Below are 17,800 nucleotides of genomic sequence, written 5' to 3'. Positions count from 1 at the left end.
TAAAATACGAGATCGATAGGAGAATCACCTTGTTTTCGACAAAATTATGTCCCGGGAAATAACAAACACCCACCGGTTGATACCGATGGGTGTGGTCATTAATTCGCAACAATATTGACAAGCTTACCAGGAACTGCAATCACTTTACGAATGGTTTTTCCTTCAAGCTGTTCTTTTACTCGTGCGTCATTTTTTGCAAGCTCTTCTAACTGCTCTCTTGTTGCATCAGCAGGAACGATTAATTTCGCTTTCACTTTACCATTTAGCTGTACGACAATTTCTACTTCATCGTCAATAAGCTTTGATTCGTCATATTGCGGCCATGCTTCATAAGAAATCGATCCTTCATGACCAAGTTTACTCCAAAGCTCTTCCGCTAAATGCGGTGCAATTGGAGAAAGCAGCTTCACAAAGCCTTCCGCATATTCTTTCGGCAGTGTATCAGCCTTGTAGGCATCATTGATAAACACCATTAATTGTGAAATTCCTGTATTGAAACGTAAGCCTTCATAATGATCTGTTACCTTCATCACCGTTTCATGGTAACTGCGTTCTAATGCGCCGCCAGATTGCTCTGTCACTTTGTCGCTAATTGAGCCATCTTCATTTGTGAATAGACGCCATACACGGTCAAGGAAACGGCGAGCGCCATCAAGTCCTGTTTCAGACCAAGCGATGGACGCATCTAAAGGTCCCATGAACATTTCATAAAGTCGTAATGTATCCGCACCATGAGATTCTACGATATCGTCTGGGTTGACAACGTTCCCTTTTGATTTACTCATTTTTTCATTATTTTCACCAAGAATCATTCCTTGGTTGAACAATTTCATGAAAGGTTCTTTTGTTGGAACAACACCGATATCATACAAGAATTTATGCCAGAAGCGCGCATATAAAAGATGCAGTACGGCATGTTCTGCTCCGCCAATATACACATCAACCGGAAGCCATTTCTTTAGCTTTTCAGGGGATGCAAGCTCTTCTGTGTTATGTGGATCAATATAACGCAAGAAGTACCAGCAGCTGCCGGCCCATTGCGGCATTGTATTGGTTTCACGGCGTCCTTTTTTACCTGTGACAGGATCTACAACCTCAACCCACTCTTTTATATTGGCTAAAGGTGATTCACCTGTTCCACTTGGCTTAATTTCAGTCGTCTTAGGCAGGATCAGTGGAAGCTCTTCCTCTGAAACAGCTGAAGATGTTCCGTCCTCCCAATGAATGATTGGAATTGGTTCACCCCAATAGCGCTGACGGCTAAACAGCCAGTCTCTTAAGCGATATGTGACTTTCTTTTCACCTTTTTGATGTTCTTCAAGCCATGCAATGGTTTTTTCAATCGCTTCTTCTTTTCCTAAGCCATTTAAGAAATCAGAGTTGATGTGCTTTCCATCACCTGTATAAGCTTCTTTTTGAATGTCTCCGCCTTCTACAACCTCTTTGATTGGAAGTTCAAAGGTTTTAGCGAATTCATAGTCACGTTCATCGTGTGCAGGTACTGCCATAATCGCTCCCGTGCCATATGTAGCTAACACGTAATCTGCAATCCAGATTGGCATCTTTTCCCCATTTAATGGATTGAGGGCATACGCACCTGTAAAAATGCCCGTCTTCGTTTTCGCAAGATCTGTCCGCTCTAAATCACTCTTAGATTGAATTTCTTTGATATATGCTTCAACTGCTTCTTTTTGAGCGGCAGATGTAATTTTCTCAACAAGTGCATGTTCTGGAGCAAGCACTGCATACGTTGCACCAAAAAGAGTATCAGGGCGTGTTGTAAAAACTGTAAACTGTTCGTTATGTCCATCTACTTCAAAGTGAACATGCGCACCTTCAGAACGTCCGATCCAATTACGCTGCATATCTTTAATGCTTTCAGGCCAATCAATGTCTTCTAAATCTTCTAACAGCCTGTCCGCATATGCCGTAATCCTTAGCATCCATTGCTTCATAGGACGTCTTTCAACAGGATGCCCTCCGCGTTCACTTTTTCCATCAATGACTTCTTCGTTTGCAAGGACCGTGCCGAGCGCTGGGCACCAGTTCACTGGTACTTCATCGATATACGCTAATCCTTTTTCATACAATTTCAAGAAAATCCATTGTGTCCATTTGTAATAATTAGGATCTGTCGTATTGATTTCTCGATCCCAGTCATATGAGAATCCTAAAGATTGAATTTGACGGCGGAAGTTATTGATGTTCTCTTCTGTAAAGACCGCCGGATCATTTCCTGTATCCAGTGCATATTGCTCCGCTGGAAGACCAAATGCATCCCAACCCATTGGATGAAGAACATCATATCCCTGCATCCGTTTCATACGTGATAAAATATCCGTTGCTGTGTAGCCCTCAGGGTGCCCGACATGAAGCCCTGCTCCTGATGGATATGGAAACATATCAAGCGCATAAAACTTTGGTTTATCTTCCGAGTCAGATGTGGCGAATGTTTTATGTGTCAGCCAATAATCCTGCCACTTCTTTTCAATTTCCCGATGCTGAAAACTCAATATGAAAACCTCCTTTAATATGTACGGCTTTATCTGCTCAGATGACCACAGCAAGAATTCAGATTTTTCTAAAATCAACAAAAAACCCTCATCCCTGGAAAGGGACGAGAGATTTTTTGGTTCCCGCGGTACCACCCTTGTTAGCGTAACTTGCTGTTCGTGTACGCTCACTTAATATCTTTAACGCAGACATGCGACAGAAGCTTTAACGCAACTGCAACTCTGAGGCGAGTTCAGAAGCAGATTTGATTGACTTTCACCAGCCGTCAATTCTCTAAAGACAAATACTGCTTTCCTACTACTCCTCTTCACTGTTCTTATCGTAACCGTCATCTAAGTAGTATTTTATAGAATTATGATCATAAGTGCAAGCAGGTTTGTATACAATGGGAATGTACCCTAGATCAGGGTAAAGTAGAGGATATTATTCATGTGGAGATCGGTTATGACGGTTGGAGTCTGCATCCTGTGAACGCTGTTCTCTCACAAAATCAAAGCTTCGCAGAACTGCTTCTCCTCCGTAACCTGAAATAATTGATAAGATGACCAAGTGCAGACTAGAATCGGGATTTGAGGATAAGACAAGCAGTGTAGCGGCAATCATCCCAACGAGCCAATCTTCAATAAACCCTAGATAAATAAACTTTTTTGTCATTCTGGGCTTCTCTAGCCTGCCTTTTTTCTTTACGTGACCGAGAATGCCCATGACCCCTCCAATGGCGCAAGCAATAATGACTTGTTGCAGCATTTTCATCACCTTCCTAAAGCCCTTAGAATAGTAAAGCGACTTCAGGCTGTCCAGCCCCCTGTAATGCCATTCTGCTGTTCCGTCATAATCAATGTAAAAGGTCTATTCTCTCTAACGAAGAAAAAAAGCTTGTTTCTTCCATTATATGTGAATGACCCAAAAACAATCTTGATGCATTGGAATCATTTTGACCTAATTCATATTAACTATTTTTGTCATTTTATGAATAATGATCAATTGATTCCTTCTTTTTCTAAGGAAAAGTCTCCTTACTTATTCTATTCTAATGGAGGACAAACTATGATGACAAATTTAACAAAGCGTTTGCAATCATTGAAACAGAACATATGTTATGTTACGTTTATAAAGAATAATTTTTGGTTGAAAAAACCGCTTTAAATGTCTGATAGTAGCAAAGGAGGGTAATATGGTCAGCTCGAACATCTTCGGCTTGCAAGAACAGCTTGAACTCATAAAAAAAGCGCTAGATCATGCGCGGATTGGTGTTGTCATTACAGACCCTTCTTTAGAGGATAACCCTATCGTTTATGTGAATCATGGCTTTACACAAATGACTGGATACAAACCAGATGAGATTCTTGGGCGTAATTGTCGATTCCTCCAAGGAAAAGACACAGATCAAGAGCAGCTTGCGTTCATACGTCAAGGAATACAAAATGGAACACCTATTACCACACAGCTCAAAAATTATAAAAAAGACGGCACTTTTTTTTGGAATGAACTCAATATAGATCCTCTATACATTGAACAAGATGACAAAACATTTTTCATTGGCTTTCAAAAGGATATTACAAAACAGAAAGAATACGAACAGCTCCTAGAAGATTCCTTAAAGGAAGTCACCTCTCTTTCGACGCCAATCGTCCCGATCAAAAATGGTGTATCAGCTCTCCCGCTCATCGGAAAACTATCTGAAGAACGCTTTGACGCCATTGTCGCTAAGTTAACTTGTATATTAGATGATTCAAAGGATGATTATTTAATTGTCGATCTTTCTGGTTTAATCGATGTAGATGATTCCGTCGCAGCACGAATTTTCAAACTGCACCATCTCCTCAATTTAACTGGAACAGAGTTGATCATCACTGGAATCAACCCGCAGCTTGCGATGAAGATGAAGGACTTGGATACAGATTTCCAACAGACCATCACATATTTAACGGTAAAAGAAGCAATCAAAGGATTGCCATTAGCTGAAAACCCTGTGTAAACAGGGTTTTTTAATTGAAATCACTCCACAAAATGGAAAAATGAGGTATGATAGGTGTAAATAGCGATTTAGGGGGGCTACTAGATGATGATGTTACTCATCATAGGTCTTTTATGTGTTTGTTTCGCCTTAGGGTATGCCGCTAATTTCTTATTACTCAAACACCAGAACCAAAGGATTTTTTCAAAGGGGCTCTTTTATCCTTTTTTGATCATTGGTCTCGCTTTTTCCATCATGTCGTTACCATTTGTGGCAACAAGTGCCCCGAAGGCACAGGCAGATCCATCTTCTGAACAGCTGTTAAAGGATCAAAAACAATTAGCATCTGAAAATTCTCGCCTGAAGGAAGAGAAAGAGGCTCTTACATCCTCTTTAGAAGATGCGACAAAAGAAAAAGAAAAACTGTCAAAAAAGCTAGAAAACATGACATCAGAAAAAGAAACGGTCAAACAGCAAGAGGAGACCATCCAAGAGCTTGAAAAGAAAATAGACAAGCTGACTGCTAGCAACGAAACACTCAAAAAAGAAAATAAGAAAAGAAATAAAGAAACTCAGTCCTCAACCGTCCAGCGCTCCGCTCCTAAGGATGAAGGAACAAAGACAGGCGGGCATGAGTCACAAAAGGAAACAAAAAAAGAATCGGCCGCCTGTAACATCAAAGGAAGTGTGAATGGCATTTATCACACGCCGAGCAGCAGGTACTACTCTAGAACAAAGAATGTAACCAAAATGTTCTGCTCCGTAGAGGAGGCAGAGCGTGCAGGGTACCGGGCACCTAAGCAATAGCGATGTTTGAAGATGAAAAAGAACCTCCTATGAGCCCACTCGGGTTTCTAGGAGGTTCTTTTTTTAGATTTCTCTTCTTAATGCTGCTAATACATTCGTTTTTGTTGCCTTACGTGCTGGGTTCAGACCAGAGATTATCGCTACCCCTGCACTAATCAATGTTGCTGTGATCACAAGGCTGAGCGGAATATAGGAGAAGGTAATCGAGAATTGATCACTCGATCCTCCCTCAGACATGGAAGACAATATGGCAGGAATGATTAGATTGACGGCGAAGCTAATGATATACGAGATGATAATACCGATGATCGATCCAATCACCCCAATATAAGCACTTTCCATTAGGAACATTCGCTTGATAATAGATGGATTCGCGCCAATGGCTTTCATAATACCAATCTCTTGTGTTCGCTCTGTTACCGCCATGGTCATTGTATTAAATATACCGATCGCAGAAATAATGACCGCAATACATCCGACAAAAATGAGTCCAATTTTGAAAACCGTAAAGAACATATCCATTCCTTGGAGCTGGTTCGTCACGGAGATCACTTGGTAGCCCTCATCTGTCAGCTTATCCGTGAGCGCACCGACATTGTCGAATTTGTCTGCATAAACAGAGGTCATTTTATCGACATTTCCGGCTTCAGGAGACAGGTCGAGTATTTGGCCAAATTCTTTTTCATAAGCATTCGGAATGAGAATTTTATGATCCTCCTGCCACTCCAAATTCGGCTTTTTCAAAACACCTACTACACGGAAATCAAATGTTTTTTCTTTGACGACTTCATTTTCTTCATTTAGTTTTGGCACTTTGATTTGAATTACTTTATTTAAAATATCCTTCGTGTAGCCTTTAGGCTCCTTCGGTGTTTCTTCACCATTGGACGTCTGATTCATTTCTTTTTCATAGGCTTTGCGTTCTTTTTCCGTCCACAGTTGTTCTGCCATATGATACCCGACAACAATTTCATTCGCTGATGTTGGGACTTTTCCTCGGTCTAGCTCAAGCCCTGCTTCTTTTTCTTCCTTCATATCCGTCAGAGCAGTTTGCGTTTCACTTGAGCGGTCATCAAGCTCTACTTTTAACAATGGATTAATGGCCGTTCTTGAGACGACAGATTTTACATGATCATATTTCTTTAAATCAGCAACCTTGACGTCTCCTTTTTCTTTGCCTAACACTTTAATCTCTGTGATGATTTGCTGCTTCATGATTTCATCTTGAGCCGATTTTTGCAGACCAAAACCGACAGACGCTAGAACGATTAAGAAAGAGCATGCCATTGTCGTAGCAAGAATGGTCATAAACACACGCAGTCTATTTTTCTTCATGTTTCTTCTAATGAATTTGACCTGATCTCTAAATTTCAATGGACTGTTCCCCTTTCTTTAATACACCATCATGAAGCTGGAACGTTGTGTCTGCAATTGAAGCGACTTCATCGTCATGTGTAATGATGACAAATGTAATGCCTTTTTCACGATTGAGCTGTTGGATAAACGCTAGAATTTCTGCTTCCGTTTCTGAATCTAGACTGCCTGTTGGTTCATCCGCTAAAATAATAGATGGATTTAAAATCAAGGCTCTTGCAATACTCACACGCTGCTGCTGACCACCCGACAGCTCATTTGGATAATGCCCTGCGTGATGCTCAAGGCCTACTCGTTTGAGCATTTCTTTTACTTTCGCCTTTCGCTCAGACAGCTTCACACCTTTTAAAGTGAGCGGAAGTTCAACATTCTCAAACGTTGTTAAGCTCCCGATCAATTGAAAGCTTTGAAAGATAAAGCCAAAATGATCTAAGCGAAAGTCTGCCCATTCTTTTTCATTAAATCCGGTCACATTGGTACCATCAATCACAATTTGTCCACTCGTTGGCGTAATATAGCCTGAAATTAAATTTAATAAGGTCGACTTCCCCGAGCCACTTCGACCGACAATACAAGCAATGTCACCTCTTTTAATAGAAAGGTCAATGCCTTTCAGCACAGGAATTTCATTCTCCCTGCCCTTTTTGCCAATTTTAAATACATGATCTAACGCTTGAACTTGAATCATCTCTGCTCCCCTGCTCTCTGTTTATCTTTTTCGATAGATTAAGAAATAACTCGTCAGTGCGCCTACAGCTCCACCGATGCACATACCAACAAAATATCCAATTAATGAATCTGAGGAAAAACCAACCCAGCCAAACCCTAAGACTCCGAACACGATCACCATAATTTGAATTGGGCGATCCATTATTGAATAAAGGAAGAATCGGCCATTTCGTTCAATTGGATGTTTAATAAAGCTAAACAAGCCAATAAGGTAAAATAGCAACATCATGACAATTGGAACGATGTATTCTTCACCATTGAACCAAAGCGGATATTCCTGATAAAAACGGTTAGCTGTAATATAAGTAATGGGGGAAATGGGCGTGATCAAATAATTAAAGATTTTATCCAGCCACATCCCGCTTGTTTTAAAGATAAAATCTAAATGAAGGATTGGTAAACCAATCACTAAGTAAGGTAAAATAGCTGTACTGAATCCAACGATCGCTTGAGAAATAGCACTCCCTGTTAAAGTACCTGCTGCAAAAAATAAACTATAGATCATCAAGGCTGACAACAACGCAGAGAAATAATGACTGTTAAATCCAGATGTCTCTATTGGACCAAGACCTAATTTTAATAAATAAATGATCAGGTATGAAACAGCGTGAACACTTGCAATGATTCCTGCACCTAAGAAAAACTTTGTATGAAAGATGGAACTTCTACTAAACGGCAAGGATACGGTAAAGTCCATCTGCCCTTTATTTCTTTCAAATCCTAGCTGAATCACAGCAAAAAATATTCCCATAACCCATGAAAGTGAGAGAAATGCGTCCGTCTTAAAAATATAAGTGAATGTTGTTGTATCCATTAGACAGTCTCGGTTATTCAAACAATCTTGAAAGGTTGAGTAATCCATTAAGAGGGATAATGGCGTCGCAAAGACCGCAACAAGCATCACTAAAATGAATGTCAGCTCAGACTGCTTCCACTCCTTATATAATAATTGCCGCTTTACCATCTGCGTTTCCCTCCAAACTTTGCAATGAATACTTCTTCTAAATTCACAGGCAGTTCATGCCATACTTTTGGCTGCAGCGATTTCAGATACTCTTTTGCCTCAACATCCGTTTTGAGCACAAGTGCTGTATAGAAAATACCCGCTTGATCCAAAATGGCAACGCCTTTTTTTCTAATGCTTAAATTCATATCCTCTTCAAATGCCATTTGGATTTTGACGTAGTCGTTCTTTAATTCATCTAAATCCATGACACTTGTGAGCTGATTTCCTTCTAAGAAACCAATTCGATTACACATACGCTCAATATCCTCTAAGCGGTGAGAGGTAATTAAGATCGTCGTTTGTCGTTCTGCCACCTCATCAATCATCAGCTGAAGCACGTCGTTTCTTGTGACCGCATCAATCCCATCCGTCGGCTCATCTAACAAAATGACCGCTGGTTTGATGGCAAAGCTTAAAATTAATGACAGCTGTTTCTTTAAACCTGTCGACAATTCACGATATTTCACTTTTTCAGGAATTTCATACCGGTTCACAAGCTCATTGGCATATGTCACGTCAAACTTTGGATACAGTTGTTTTAACAGCTTCACAAGCTGTCCATAATTGTACCGGTCAAAGTATGGATTTACGACTGGCATATACACAATATTTTGCTTCACTAACGGGTGGTCTTTCACAAGTACCCCTTTAAAATAAATCTCACCTTCATCTGGAAGAAGAATTTGCTGAATCAATCGGAGAAGTGTTGTTTTCCCGGAGCCGTTCCGGCCAAGCAGACCGAAGATCTCACCTTCACCTATCTTGAAGGAAATGTCGCTGAGTACTTCGCGTCCATTTAATTTCTTTGATACATTTCTGACCTCAATCAACTTGTTTTCCTCCTTTTAGACTTGAGCCGATCTCTTCTAGCCACTCTTTAAGTTGATGAATGTCAATACCGGCATAATGAGCTTCTATGATGAGTTGTCTTAATTGCTCCTTCATCTCGAGCACCTTCCCTTCGTTCAGCTTTAACTGTGCACCTTCTGTCACATACGTTCCGCGGCCTCTTAGTGTTTCAATAATTCCTTCCCGTTCAAGCTCTTTATACGCTTTGCTGACGGTGTTTGGGTTGGCGATGATAATGGTGGCCAGCTCTCTTACAGAAGGCAGTTTGTCACCAGGTTTCATCACACCTTTTAGGCACAAAATCTTCAACTGCTCAATGATTTGTTCATAGATTGGCGCAGCGCTTCTTGGATCTATTTGAATCATGATGGCTCCCTCTTTCCTCATTCATGCTTTTGCAATCCTATCGCTTGATCATGTCCTTGCATTAAAGGGACCGAATTTGGAATAAAATCTTTTTGAACTTCAAAACCAATGAAAACGAGAACGAAAAAAAATGTACATGCTAACGCAACAGCCAGCACCATCCACTTTAAATTGATTGGTTTTTTTTCTTTTTTCATGGTTGAACACCTTTCTTCACTTTTTAAGTGTCTGTAGTGTATTAGTTGATGTAGTACACTTAATACAATAAAGACACACAACAGAAAAGTCAATCACTTTTCAAAAAAATAAAAAACAGACCCCTAAAAGAAGGATCTGTTCATCATTCGTTATCGTAAGAAATACCTAAAATCATTTGATTTTGCAAGCTTTGAATTTGCACACGTGCCCTGTCTAACCGTTCTCTTTGTTGGTCATTGGCGACATCTTTTAATTTTTCTAATTCATTTACCGCATCCTCAAGCATGAGCTGCGCTTTTGAAAATTCATCCTCATTATAGTGCTCTTGGCGTGAGCTTAAATCAAATTGTTCACTTGCAAACTCAACGGTTTCGGTACTTTTTTGTATAAAATCATCAATCGACTTTCTTGTTGCCATCTTGCATTCCCTCCATTTCATCATCGCTCCCATCTATTTTGCCCACGTAAAGCTTTTTCACTAAAGAAAATGTTGGACAGATTCAATTGTCCTCCTTCGTAATTTTTGTTAAACTTTAAGGATGCCTATTATTATGCAAGGAGGTTACTGACTTGGATCAGCATAACCCTTTTTTATATTCAAACAGTGAAAAACGTTACCACACATGGAACTATCATTTACGTGAACACTTTGGTCATAAAGTATTTAAAGTTGCCTTAGACGGCGGCTTTGACTGCCCAAACCGTGATGGTACTGTAGCCCATGGAGGCTGTACATTTTGCAGTGCAGCTGGGTCTGGTGATTTTGCAGGAAACCGTGCTGATGACCTCATCACTCAATTTAATGAAATCAAAGACCGGATGCATACAAAATGGAAAGACGGAAAATACATGGCGTATTTTCAGGCGTATACAAACACACACGCACCGCTTTCTGTCTTGAAAGAAAAATACGAAACCGTCATGAACCTAGATGGAGTGGTTGGTTTATCTATTGCGACAAGACCTGACTGTCTGCCAGATGATGTTGTCGAATATTTGGCTGAATTAAACGAACGTACTTATCTCTGGGTAGAGCTTGGCCTTCAAACCGTACATGAACGGACAGCTATGCTCATTAACCGTGCCCATGATTATGAATGCTACGTAGAAGGTGTAGAAAAGCTGCGAAAACATGGAATTCGTGTCTGCTCGCATATCATCAATGGCTTGCCTCTTGAAAACCGGGACATGATGATGGAAACAGCCAAGGCTGTCGCTGATCTAGATGTACAAGGAATCAAAATTCATTTGCTTCACCTTTTAAAAGGAACCCCAATGGTCAAGCAATACGAAAAAGGGAAGCTTGAGTTTTTAAGCCAGGAAGAATATGTTCAGCTTGTTTGTGATCAGCTAGAGATCCTGCCGCCAGAGATGATTATTCATCGGATTACAGGCGATGGTCCCATTGAATTAATGGTTGGTCCAATGTGGAGTGTAAATAAGTGGGAAGTACTCAATGCCATTAATGCTGAGCTTGAAAGACGAAACAGCTATCAGGGGAAACGCTTCGTCAGATTGGAAGAAGCGGCCAAATGATTTTAAAACGCATGCTCCCTTTTAGTAAAGAGCTGTTAGAGCGCGCATGTCAAAAGGGCGACATCGTCATTGATGCAACGATGGGAAACGGACACGATACACTCTATTTAGCTGATCTTGTAGGGAAAGATGGACAAATTTTCGCATTCGATGTTCAGGAGGAAGCCTTACAGCAGACAAGCAAAAGGCTTGGTGAACAATATTCTCACGTTCACCTCATCCACGATGGACATGAAAAACTGGCGGATCATCTGCCAAAGGATGTTTATGGACATATATCTGGCGCGGTGTTTAACCTTGGGTACCTGCCTGGAGGCGATAAAGCCATCACCACTCAGGCTCATACGACCATTGAAGCGATCAAACAGCTCATTGACTGGCTAAAGCCCGGCGGTCTGATCGTTCTTGTCATTTACCACGGTCACCCCGAAGGAAAAAGAGAAAAGGAAGTGCTTCTCGACTATTGCAGATCACTTCCTCATGAAGAAGTACAAGTTTTGTCCTATCAATACATGAATATTCAAAACGATCCGCCCTTTGTGGTTGCGATTGAAAAAAAGCTCAAATCCTAGTGGATTTGAGCTTTTTTATGAGGATTTCATCCAAAGCATTTTCTGATACGTCCGATAGGCTCTTCCATTAATATAGAAAAAGAACGACGTTTTCCCACTGGATTTGATCAGCCGTTTTGCCAGCTTGTTCATCTCTTTTTGTTCTGTCACTTTTTCATCGGACAAATAGACCGCGAGTAATCCTCTGTTAATCAGCTTGTGAAAATTTTCGTGCGGGATGCCTTTCAGCTGCTCATCCGCTTTTTCAATAAAATGCTGAAGTCTGTCCATCATCTCTTGATGTGAGTCATAGTATGAGCAAAAATTCAGATCCCCTCCAAGCCGGTCCTCTTCTTGATCAATTAAGTAATCAAGTAAAATGTGCAAACCTTGGATATAAGGGAAATAGCTTTCATAAATTTGCTTCGCCTGCTTCTCAGTAAAATCAGGCTGAAGTGCATACGCCACAAGACAGAAAATGCCTAATGTTGAGCCTGCACAAGCTGAAAATTCATACCATTCCATCTTTGGCAAATCCTTTTCGTATTGGCGGAACCACGACTCTAGCCGAGGCACACGCTCATGAGGAACGACGTGCTTATGTACTTGCAAATCACTATAATAATCACACAGCGTATGTAAATACGGCTGAATGATCGAATAATGCTCTAGGCGCGTAAGCACGTCTTGACATGTGCGGACAAGCGCATGTAAATACCCATGATCCTCTTGATCATCACGGAATTGATAATATGGCTTGAGCTCAGCATGAATATCAAGCGCATCTCTCATCGCTTGATGCAGCATATGAAAATCTTTTGGATCAAGTGACGTGCTGCGGTCACATAGATTATCTAAGTAATCACTGATGGTTTGATACGCCACAATGAATTCAATACACGTTTCTTTCTCTTCACCTGCGAGGAGAGATAAAATTCCTCCGCCTTCACAGTGAAAGGTTTTAGTGGAGATGCTTGCTAATGCTTGCGTTCTCAGTTCTTCATTTTCAATCATTTCTGCCTGAGCCCGCCACTTTTTCAGCTCCTGATGAACAAGCGGAAAAATATCTTTATACACCTTTGTCATCAGTGCAAAAGGACGCTCTGGTACTGACAAATCAATCCACCCCCAACTTAAGCTCACAATCAAATATATTGATCTGTAAAGGCTCTCGCCGCCTTAAACACATCTTCTCTTTCTGGTTCATTAAAAATTTCGTGATACAGCCCTTCCCATTCACGATAAGATTTATTGTATGATTCAATGCCATTGAACCATTTGACCACCCTCGTTTTATCTACGATCTTGTCATCCCCCGCCTGCATTAAGAGAAGCGGAATCGACCGAAAGACATTCGTTGGCTGCATCGCCGCATCAATATTTTTGATCAGCTCTCGATACCAGCGAACGGATACCTTTGTCACATACAGTGAATCATTTGAGTCTGCTTCAATCACAGCCTGATTCCGTGTGGCAAGTTCAATAGAAAGTCCTGATTCTACTTTAAAAGACGGAGCCAGCACATTTAGACCTTTTGATGCAAAATCCATCAGCTTCTTCGGTTTAAATTGCAGACCTAAACAAGGTGATGATAAAATAAGGCCATCAATCTTCGTATGGGTATACTGCTTGAACCACTCAATTGAAATGAGTCCACCCATGCTGTGTCCAAGTAAAAATGTTGGAAGCCTGAACGACTTCGCATGTTCGATCCATTCATCAACTGTATCAATGTATTCTTGAAAAGAGCGAATATGGCCGCGCGCACGCGTTGATGTCCCTTGCCCAGGCAGATCACCCATCACGACATGATAGCCTGCAGTTCGCCACATTTCAATCAGCCATTTATATCGGCCATGATATTCACTAGCACCATGTACAATCACAATTGTACCAACTGGTCTTTCAGCATGCCAAGTCCACAAAGTAAACACCTCACAAATGTTGTATTAAGAAAGGAAGTCGAAAAAGTGATTTATCCATATCATCAGTTTACACCTGAGATTCATGAATCAGTCTTTGTTGCAGATAACGCCACCATTACTGGCGATGTCACAATTGGAGAATATTCGAGCGTTTGGTTCCAAACCGTCATTAGAGGCGATGTCGCTCCAGTGAGAATTGGAAAAAACGTCAACATTCAAGACTTATCCTGTCTGCATCAAAGTCCTGGAAAAACACTTCTTATTGAAGATGGTGCTACCATTGGACACCAAGTCACATTACATAGCTCAATCATTCGAAAAAATGCCCTCATTGGCATGGGGTCCATCATTCTCGATGGTGCAGAAATTGGCGAGGGCGCCTTTATCGGTGCAGGTAGTCTTGTCCCGCAAGGAAAGGTCATTCCAAAGGGAGCACTTGCTTTTGGCCGTCCAGCCAAGGTCGTCCGGCAGTTAACAGATGAAGATATCCAAGACATGGACCGAATCCGCAGAGAATATGTAGAAAAAGGACAATACTATCGTTCCCTTTTATCCCGTTAACATCGTACGAGTATCTTCACTTTATCATGTTTTTTTCCGGATATTAAGCAATAACTATGAACCGCTTGTTATTTTACCCTTTTCCGCCGCTTTCTATCATGACAAAAAAGGTTTTCAGCACAAAGCTGAAAACCTTTTTTCATTAGCTAAAGATGACTTCTTTCGGTTGATGATTCAACTGCTCTGGATCAATGCTGCGCTCCACATAAATGCTATGCCAGATCATAAAGATCAGGACAGTCCAAATCTTACGGCTATGATCTGCTTTGCCAGCACAATGCTCATTTAATAAATCAAGTACATATGCCTTGTTAATATATTCTTCTGTTTGACTGTTTTTGATGATATCTTTCGCCCAAGCGTTCATCTCATTTTTCAGCCAATGACGAATTGGCACAGGGAAACCTAGCTTTTTGCGATTCAACACATGGTCTGGCACAATACCTTCTGCTGCTTTACGCAGTAAATATTTCGTTGTGCCATCTTTTGTTTTCAGCTCTTCTGGAATTTTAGAAGCCGCTTCAAATACAACCTTATCAAGGAATGGAACACGAAGCTCAAGAGAGTTCGCCATCGTCATCTTATCTGCTTTCAGCAGGATGTCCCCGCGCATCCACGTATGAATATCAACATATTGCATCTTGTTAATATCACTGTAGCCTGCACTTTCCTCGAAGTATGTTTTCGTCACGTCACGATATGTGATGCTTGGATCATACTGCTTTAAGAGGTTTTTCTTCACTGGCTCTTCAAAGATTTTCGCATTGCCGATATAGCGCTCCTCTAATGGCGTACAGCCGCGAACGATAAAGCTTTTCCCCTTCATTCCTTCTGGCATTAAACGCGCCAGACGAAGAAGAAGCTTTTTCAGCATGGATGGAACAGATTCAAATGGCTTTAGCGAAAGAGGCTCGCGGTAAATATTATATCCACCAAACAGCTCGTCTGCTCCCTCACCAGAAAGAACAACAGTAACTTGTTTCTTCGCTTCTTTTGCGACGAAATATAATGGAATCGCTGCCGGATCAGCTAAAGGATCGTCTAAATGCCAAACAATCTTCGGAAGCTCATTCATATATTCCTCAGGGGAAATGACGGCACTAAAGTTTTGTAAGCCTAGTTTATCAGCTGTTTCCTTTGCCACATCCACTTCACTAAAACCGTCCTGCTGGAAGCCAACTGAGAACGTCTTCAGCTCAGGATGAAATTCCTTTGCGACAGACACGATGAAAGAAGAATCAATACCACCAGAAAGGAATGAACCAACAGGTACATCACTTCTCATGTGCACTTTCACAGAATCATAGATTGCATCGCGCACTTCTTCCATTAGCTTCTGTTCTTGTGTTTGTTCAGGCTTAAATTGAACCTTCCAGTAAGTCTTAAATTCAATATCCTTGCCCGGGCGGAGTGTGAACTGATGACCAGGCTCCACTTTATGCACCTTTTGATCAAGTGTATTTGGCTCAGGAACGAACTGGAAAGACATGTATTGCTGCAAAGAGGTCTCATCAAATAAAATGTTCTCATTTACAGCCATCAAGCTTTTGCGTTCAGAAGCAAAGTACACTTGATCATCCATTTGTGTAAAATAAAGCGGTTTGATGCCAAAAGGATCTCTTGCGCCATATAATAACTGCGCTTCTTTATCCCAAATTAAAAAGGCAAACATGCCGCGAAGCTTAGAAGCCGCTTCTTCTTTATAATGACGATATGTGGCAAGAAGGACTTCGGTATCAGAATCTGTGCTGAACGTATAGCCCTTTTTCACAAGCTCTTCCTTTAGCTCCACATAGTTATAAATTTCTCCATTGAAAATAATCCAATACTTCTCATCTTCATAAGAAAGCGGCTGCTTTCCATGTTCAACATCTATAATACTTAAACGTCTAAATCCAAATCCTACATGCTCATCATGAAAGTACCCCTCATCATCCGGACCGCGATGAACGATGAGACGATTCATTTGTTTAATTAACTCTTCCTGCTCAGTAGTTTCGGACAATGGACGGTGATTAAAAACACCAACAAACCCACACATATTATTGCCTCCACGTTATGTTATTTCTTAAAAGTAGACCTATAATTAGACAGTATTTTGCCCGATTTTGTTTCACATTTTTACGTTTTTTGTAGAATTTTTTTTAATCAAAAGGAAAACCGCTTAAAATAAGCGGTTTTATATGTTGTTATTGTCCTAATGCTTCCTTACGAAGCGTATCGGCCTTATCCGTTTTTTCCCATGGTAGATCTAAATCATGACGGCCAAAGTGTCCATATGCAGCTGTTTGTTTATAGATCGGACGACGCAGATCAAGCATTTTAATAATGCCAGCCGGACGTAGATCAAAGTTCGCACGAACCACTTCAATTAATTTTTCTTCAGAAGCTTTTCCTGTTCCAAATGTATCAATTGAAATTGATACTGGCTGTGCCACACCAATTGCATAAGCAAGTTGTACTTCACAAGAATCTGCAAGGCCAGCGGCTACAATATTTTTCGCTACGTAACGAGCAGCGTATGCCGCAGAACGGTCAACCTTCGTTGCGTCCTTACCTGAGAATGCACCGCCGCCATGACGAGCGTATCCGCCATACGTATCAACGATGATTTTACGTCCAGTTAAACCCGCATCCCCTTGAGGTCCACCGATAACAAAACGGCCTGTTGGGTTGATAAAGTATTTTGTCTCTTCATCAATTAGTTCACTTGGAACCACAGGGTGGATGACATGCTCTTTTAAATCGCTTTGAATTTGTTCAAGCGTCATTTCTGGTGCATGCTGCGTGGAAATAACCACTGTGTCAATACGAACTGGTTTGTTTTGTTCATCATATTCAACTGTTACTTGTGTTTTTCCGTCTGGGCGAAGGTAGGCAAGTGTTTGATCCTTGCGCACTTCTGTTAAACGGCGAGATAATTTATGCGCTAGTGAAATCGGCAGTGGCATTAGCTCTTCAGTTTCGTTGTTTGCAAAACCAAACATAAGCCCTTGGTCACCTGCACCGATTGCATCAATTTCTTCTTCGGTCATTGTTCCTTCACGTGCTTCAAGCGCTTTGTCTACACCTTGCGCAATATCAGCAGACTGTTCATCAATTGATGTAAGCACCGCACATGTTTCCGCATCAAAACCATATTTCGCACGTGTGTAGCCAATTTCCTTAATCGTGTCACGTACCGTCTTTGGAATATCGACATAAGTAGACGTTGTAATCTCACCGCTTACTAATACGAGACCGGTTGTGACAGAAGTCTCACAGGCAACACGTGCATTTGGATCTTTCTTTAAAATTTCATCCAAAATACTATCTGAAATTTGATCACAGATTTTATCTGGATGTCCTTCTGTCACTGATTCTGAAGTAAATAAACGACGATTTTGACTCATAATGGCTATTTCCTCCTGTACAAGACCCCATCATC

Annotated in this window: 18 protein-coding genes and 1 other annotated feature; of the genes, 5 read left to right on the top strand and 13 right to left on the bottom strand. The window is 41.0% G+C overall.

Annotated elements, in window-relative coordinates:
- Positions 1-98 precede the first annotated feature (98 nt).
- Together leuS and IEE86_RS10645 are read right to left on the bottom strand one after the other, a co-directional pair.
- Positions 99-2,513, bottom strand: coding sequence for a leucine--tRNA ligase (gene leuS / locus IEE86_RS10650; RefSeq protein ID WP_191097206.1), 2,415 nt, complete (start codon positions 2,511-2,513; stop codon positions 99-101).
- Between the two features lie 97 nt (positions 2,514-2,610).
- Positions 2,611-2,834 (bottom strand) — a binding site (T-box leader).
- 103 nt (positions 2,835-2,937) lie between these two features.
- Positions 2,938-3,267 (bottom strand): DUF4257 domain-containing protein, encoded by a 330-nt coding sequence (locus IEE86_RS10645; RefSeq protein WP_223249904.1) that lies wholly within the window; start codon positions 3,265-3,267, stop codon positions 2,938-2,940.
- Positions 3,268-3,688: 421 nt separating this feature from the next.
- On the opposite strand from IEE86_RS10645, the gene ytvA reads away from it, so the two are divergent.
- Positions 3,689-4,492, top strand: a complete 804-nt coding sequence (ytvA, locus tag IEE86_RS10640; RefSeq protein ID WP_191097205.1) for a YtvA family blue-light photoreceptor — start codon at positions 3,689-3,691, stop codon at positions 4,490-4,492.
- Positions 4,493-4,576: 84 nt separating this feature from the next.
- Entirely contained in the window at positions 4,577-5,278 is a 702-nt protein-coding gene (locus IEE86_RS10635) for a sunset domain-containing protein (protein ID WP_191097204.1), read from the top strand.
- A gap of 63 nt (positions 5,279-5,341) precedes the next feature.
- Here the strand turns inward: IEE86_RS10635 and IEE86_RS10630 are convergent, their stop codons facing one another.
- The 7 genes from IEE86_RS10630 to IEE86_RS10600 form a co-directional block, all read right to left on the bottom strand.
- A complete protein-coding gene (locus tag IEE86_RS10630) occupies positions 5,342-6,652 on the bottom strand; it encodes an ABC transporter permease (RefSeq protein ID WP_191097203.1) in 1,311 nt (436 codons plus the stop codon).
- On the bottom strand, positions 6,642-7,340 hold the full coding sequence (locus tag IEE86_RS10625) for an ABC transporter ATP-binding protein (RefSeq protein WP_191097202.1): 699 nt from the start codon (positions 7,338-7,340) through the stop codon (positions 6,642-6,644). Before IEE86_RS10625 ends, IEE86_RS10630 begins: the two co-directional genes overlap by 11 nt.
- Positions 7,341-7,361: 21 nt before the next feature.
- Positions 7,362-8,345, bottom strand: coding sequence for an ABC-2 transporter permease (locus IEE86_RS10620; protein ID WP_191097201.1), 984 nt, complete (start codon positions 8,343-8,345; stop codon positions 7,362-7,364).
- On the bottom strand, positions 8,339-9,217 hold the full coding sequence (locus IEE86_RS10615) for an ATP-binding cassette domain-containing protein (RefSeq protein ID WP_191097200.1): 879 nt from the start codon (positions 9,215-9,217) through the stop codon (positions 8,339-8,341). The genes IEE86_RS10620 and IEE86_RS10615 overlap by 7 nt, the downstream gene beginning before the upstream one ends.
- Positions 9,210-9,602, bottom strand: coding sequence for a GntR family transcriptional regulator (locus IEE86_RS10610; protein WP_019743690.1), 393 nt, complete (start codon positions 9,600-9,602; stop codon positions 9,210-9,212). Before IEE86_RS10610 ends, IEE86_RS10615 begins: the two co-directional genes overlap by 8 nt.
- A gap of 17 nt (positions 9,603-9,619) precedes the next feature.
- Complete coding sequence (locus IEE86_RS10605; RefSeq protein WP_008342991.1) at positions 9,620-9,799, bottom strand: hypothetical protein; 180 nt, start codon at positions 9,797-9,799, stop codon at positions 9,620-9,622.
- Between the two features lie 143 nt (positions 9,800-9,942).
- Positions 9,943-10,218 (bottom strand): YtzC family protein, encoded by a 276-nt coding sequence (locus IEE86_RS10600; protein WP_191097199.1) that lies wholly within the window; start codon positions 10,216-10,218, stop codon positions 9,943-9,945.
- 152 nt (positions 10,219-10,370) lie between these two features.
- Between IEE86_RS10600 and mnmL the strand changes: the two genes are divergently transcribed.
- Together mnmL and mnmM are read left to right on the top strand one after the other, a co-directional pair.
- On the top strand, positions 10,371-11,336 hold the full coding sequence (gene mnmL / locus IEE86_RS10595) for a tRNA modification radical SAM protein MnmL/YtqA (RefSeq protein WP_034322567.1): 966 nt from the start codon (positions 10,371-10,373) through the stop codon (positions 11,334-11,336).
- Positions 11,333-11,908 carry a tRNA 5-(aminomethyl)-2-thiouridylate-methyltransferase MnmM gene (mnmM, locus tag IEE86_RS10590; RefSeq protein WP_191097198.1) on the top strand — a complete coding sequence of 192 codons (576 nt, stop codon included), beginning with the start codon at positions 11,333-11,335 and terminating at the stop codon, positions 11,906-11,908. The genes mnmL and mnmM overlap by 4 nt, the downstream gene beginning before the upstream one ends.
- A gap of 15 nt (positions 11,909-11,923) precedes the next feature.
- Here mnmM and IEE86_RS10585 read toward each other — a convergent pair whose 3' ends face one another.
- Together IEE86_RS10585 and IEE86_RS10580 are read right to left on the bottom strand one after the other, a co-directional pair.
- Positions 11,924-13,003, bottom strand: coding sequence for a tetraprenyl-beta-curcumene synthase family protein (locus IEE86_RS10585; protein WP_191097197.1), 1,080 nt, complete (start codon positions 13,001-13,003; stop codon positions 11,924-11,926).
- Between the two features lie 29 nt (positions 13,004-13,032).
- A complete protein-coding gene (locus IEE86_RS10580; RefSeq protein WP_191097196.1) occupies positions 13,033-13,812 on the bottom strand; it encodes an alpha/beta hydrolase in 780 nt (259 codons plus the stop codon).
- A gap of 45 nt (positions 13,813-13,857) precedes the next feature.
- Between IEE86_RS10580 and IEE86_RS10575 the strand changes: the two genes are divergently transcribed.
- Positions 13,858-14,373, top strand: a complete 516-nt coding sequence (locus IEE86_RS10575) for a gamma carbonic anhydrase (RefSeq protein WP_191097195.1) — start codon at positions 13,858-13,860, stop codon at positions 14,371-14,373.
- 142 nt (positions 14,374-14,515) lie between these two features.
- Here the strand turns inward: IEE86_RS10575 and asnB are convergent, their stop codons facing one another.
- Both asnB and metK read right to left on the bottom strand, forming a co-directional pair.
- The gene (gene asnB / locus IEE86_RS10570) at positions 14,516-16,414 is read right to left on the bottom strand and encodes an asparagine synthase (glutamine-hydrolyzing) (protein ID WP_191097194.1); all 1,899 of its coding nucleotides are present in this window, start codon (positions 16,412-16,414) and stop codon (positions 14,516-14,518) included.
- Between the two features lie 148 nt (positions 16,415-16,562).
- Entirely contained in the window at positions 16,563-17,765 is a 1,203-nt protein-coding gene (metK, locus tag IEE86_RS10565) for a methionine adenosyltransferase (RefSeq protein WP_191097193.1), read from the bottom strand.
- Between the last annotated feature and the right edge of the window lie 35 nt (positions 17,766-17,800).

The sequence above is a fragment of the Bacillus crepusculi genome (assembly GCF_014764715.1).
Classification (GTDB): Bacteria; Bacillota; Bacilli; order Bacillales; family Bacillaceae; genus Bacillus.
The sequence above is the reverse complement of the archived record's forward strand: the minus strand, read 5'-3'. Positions and strand labels throughout refer to the sequence as shown.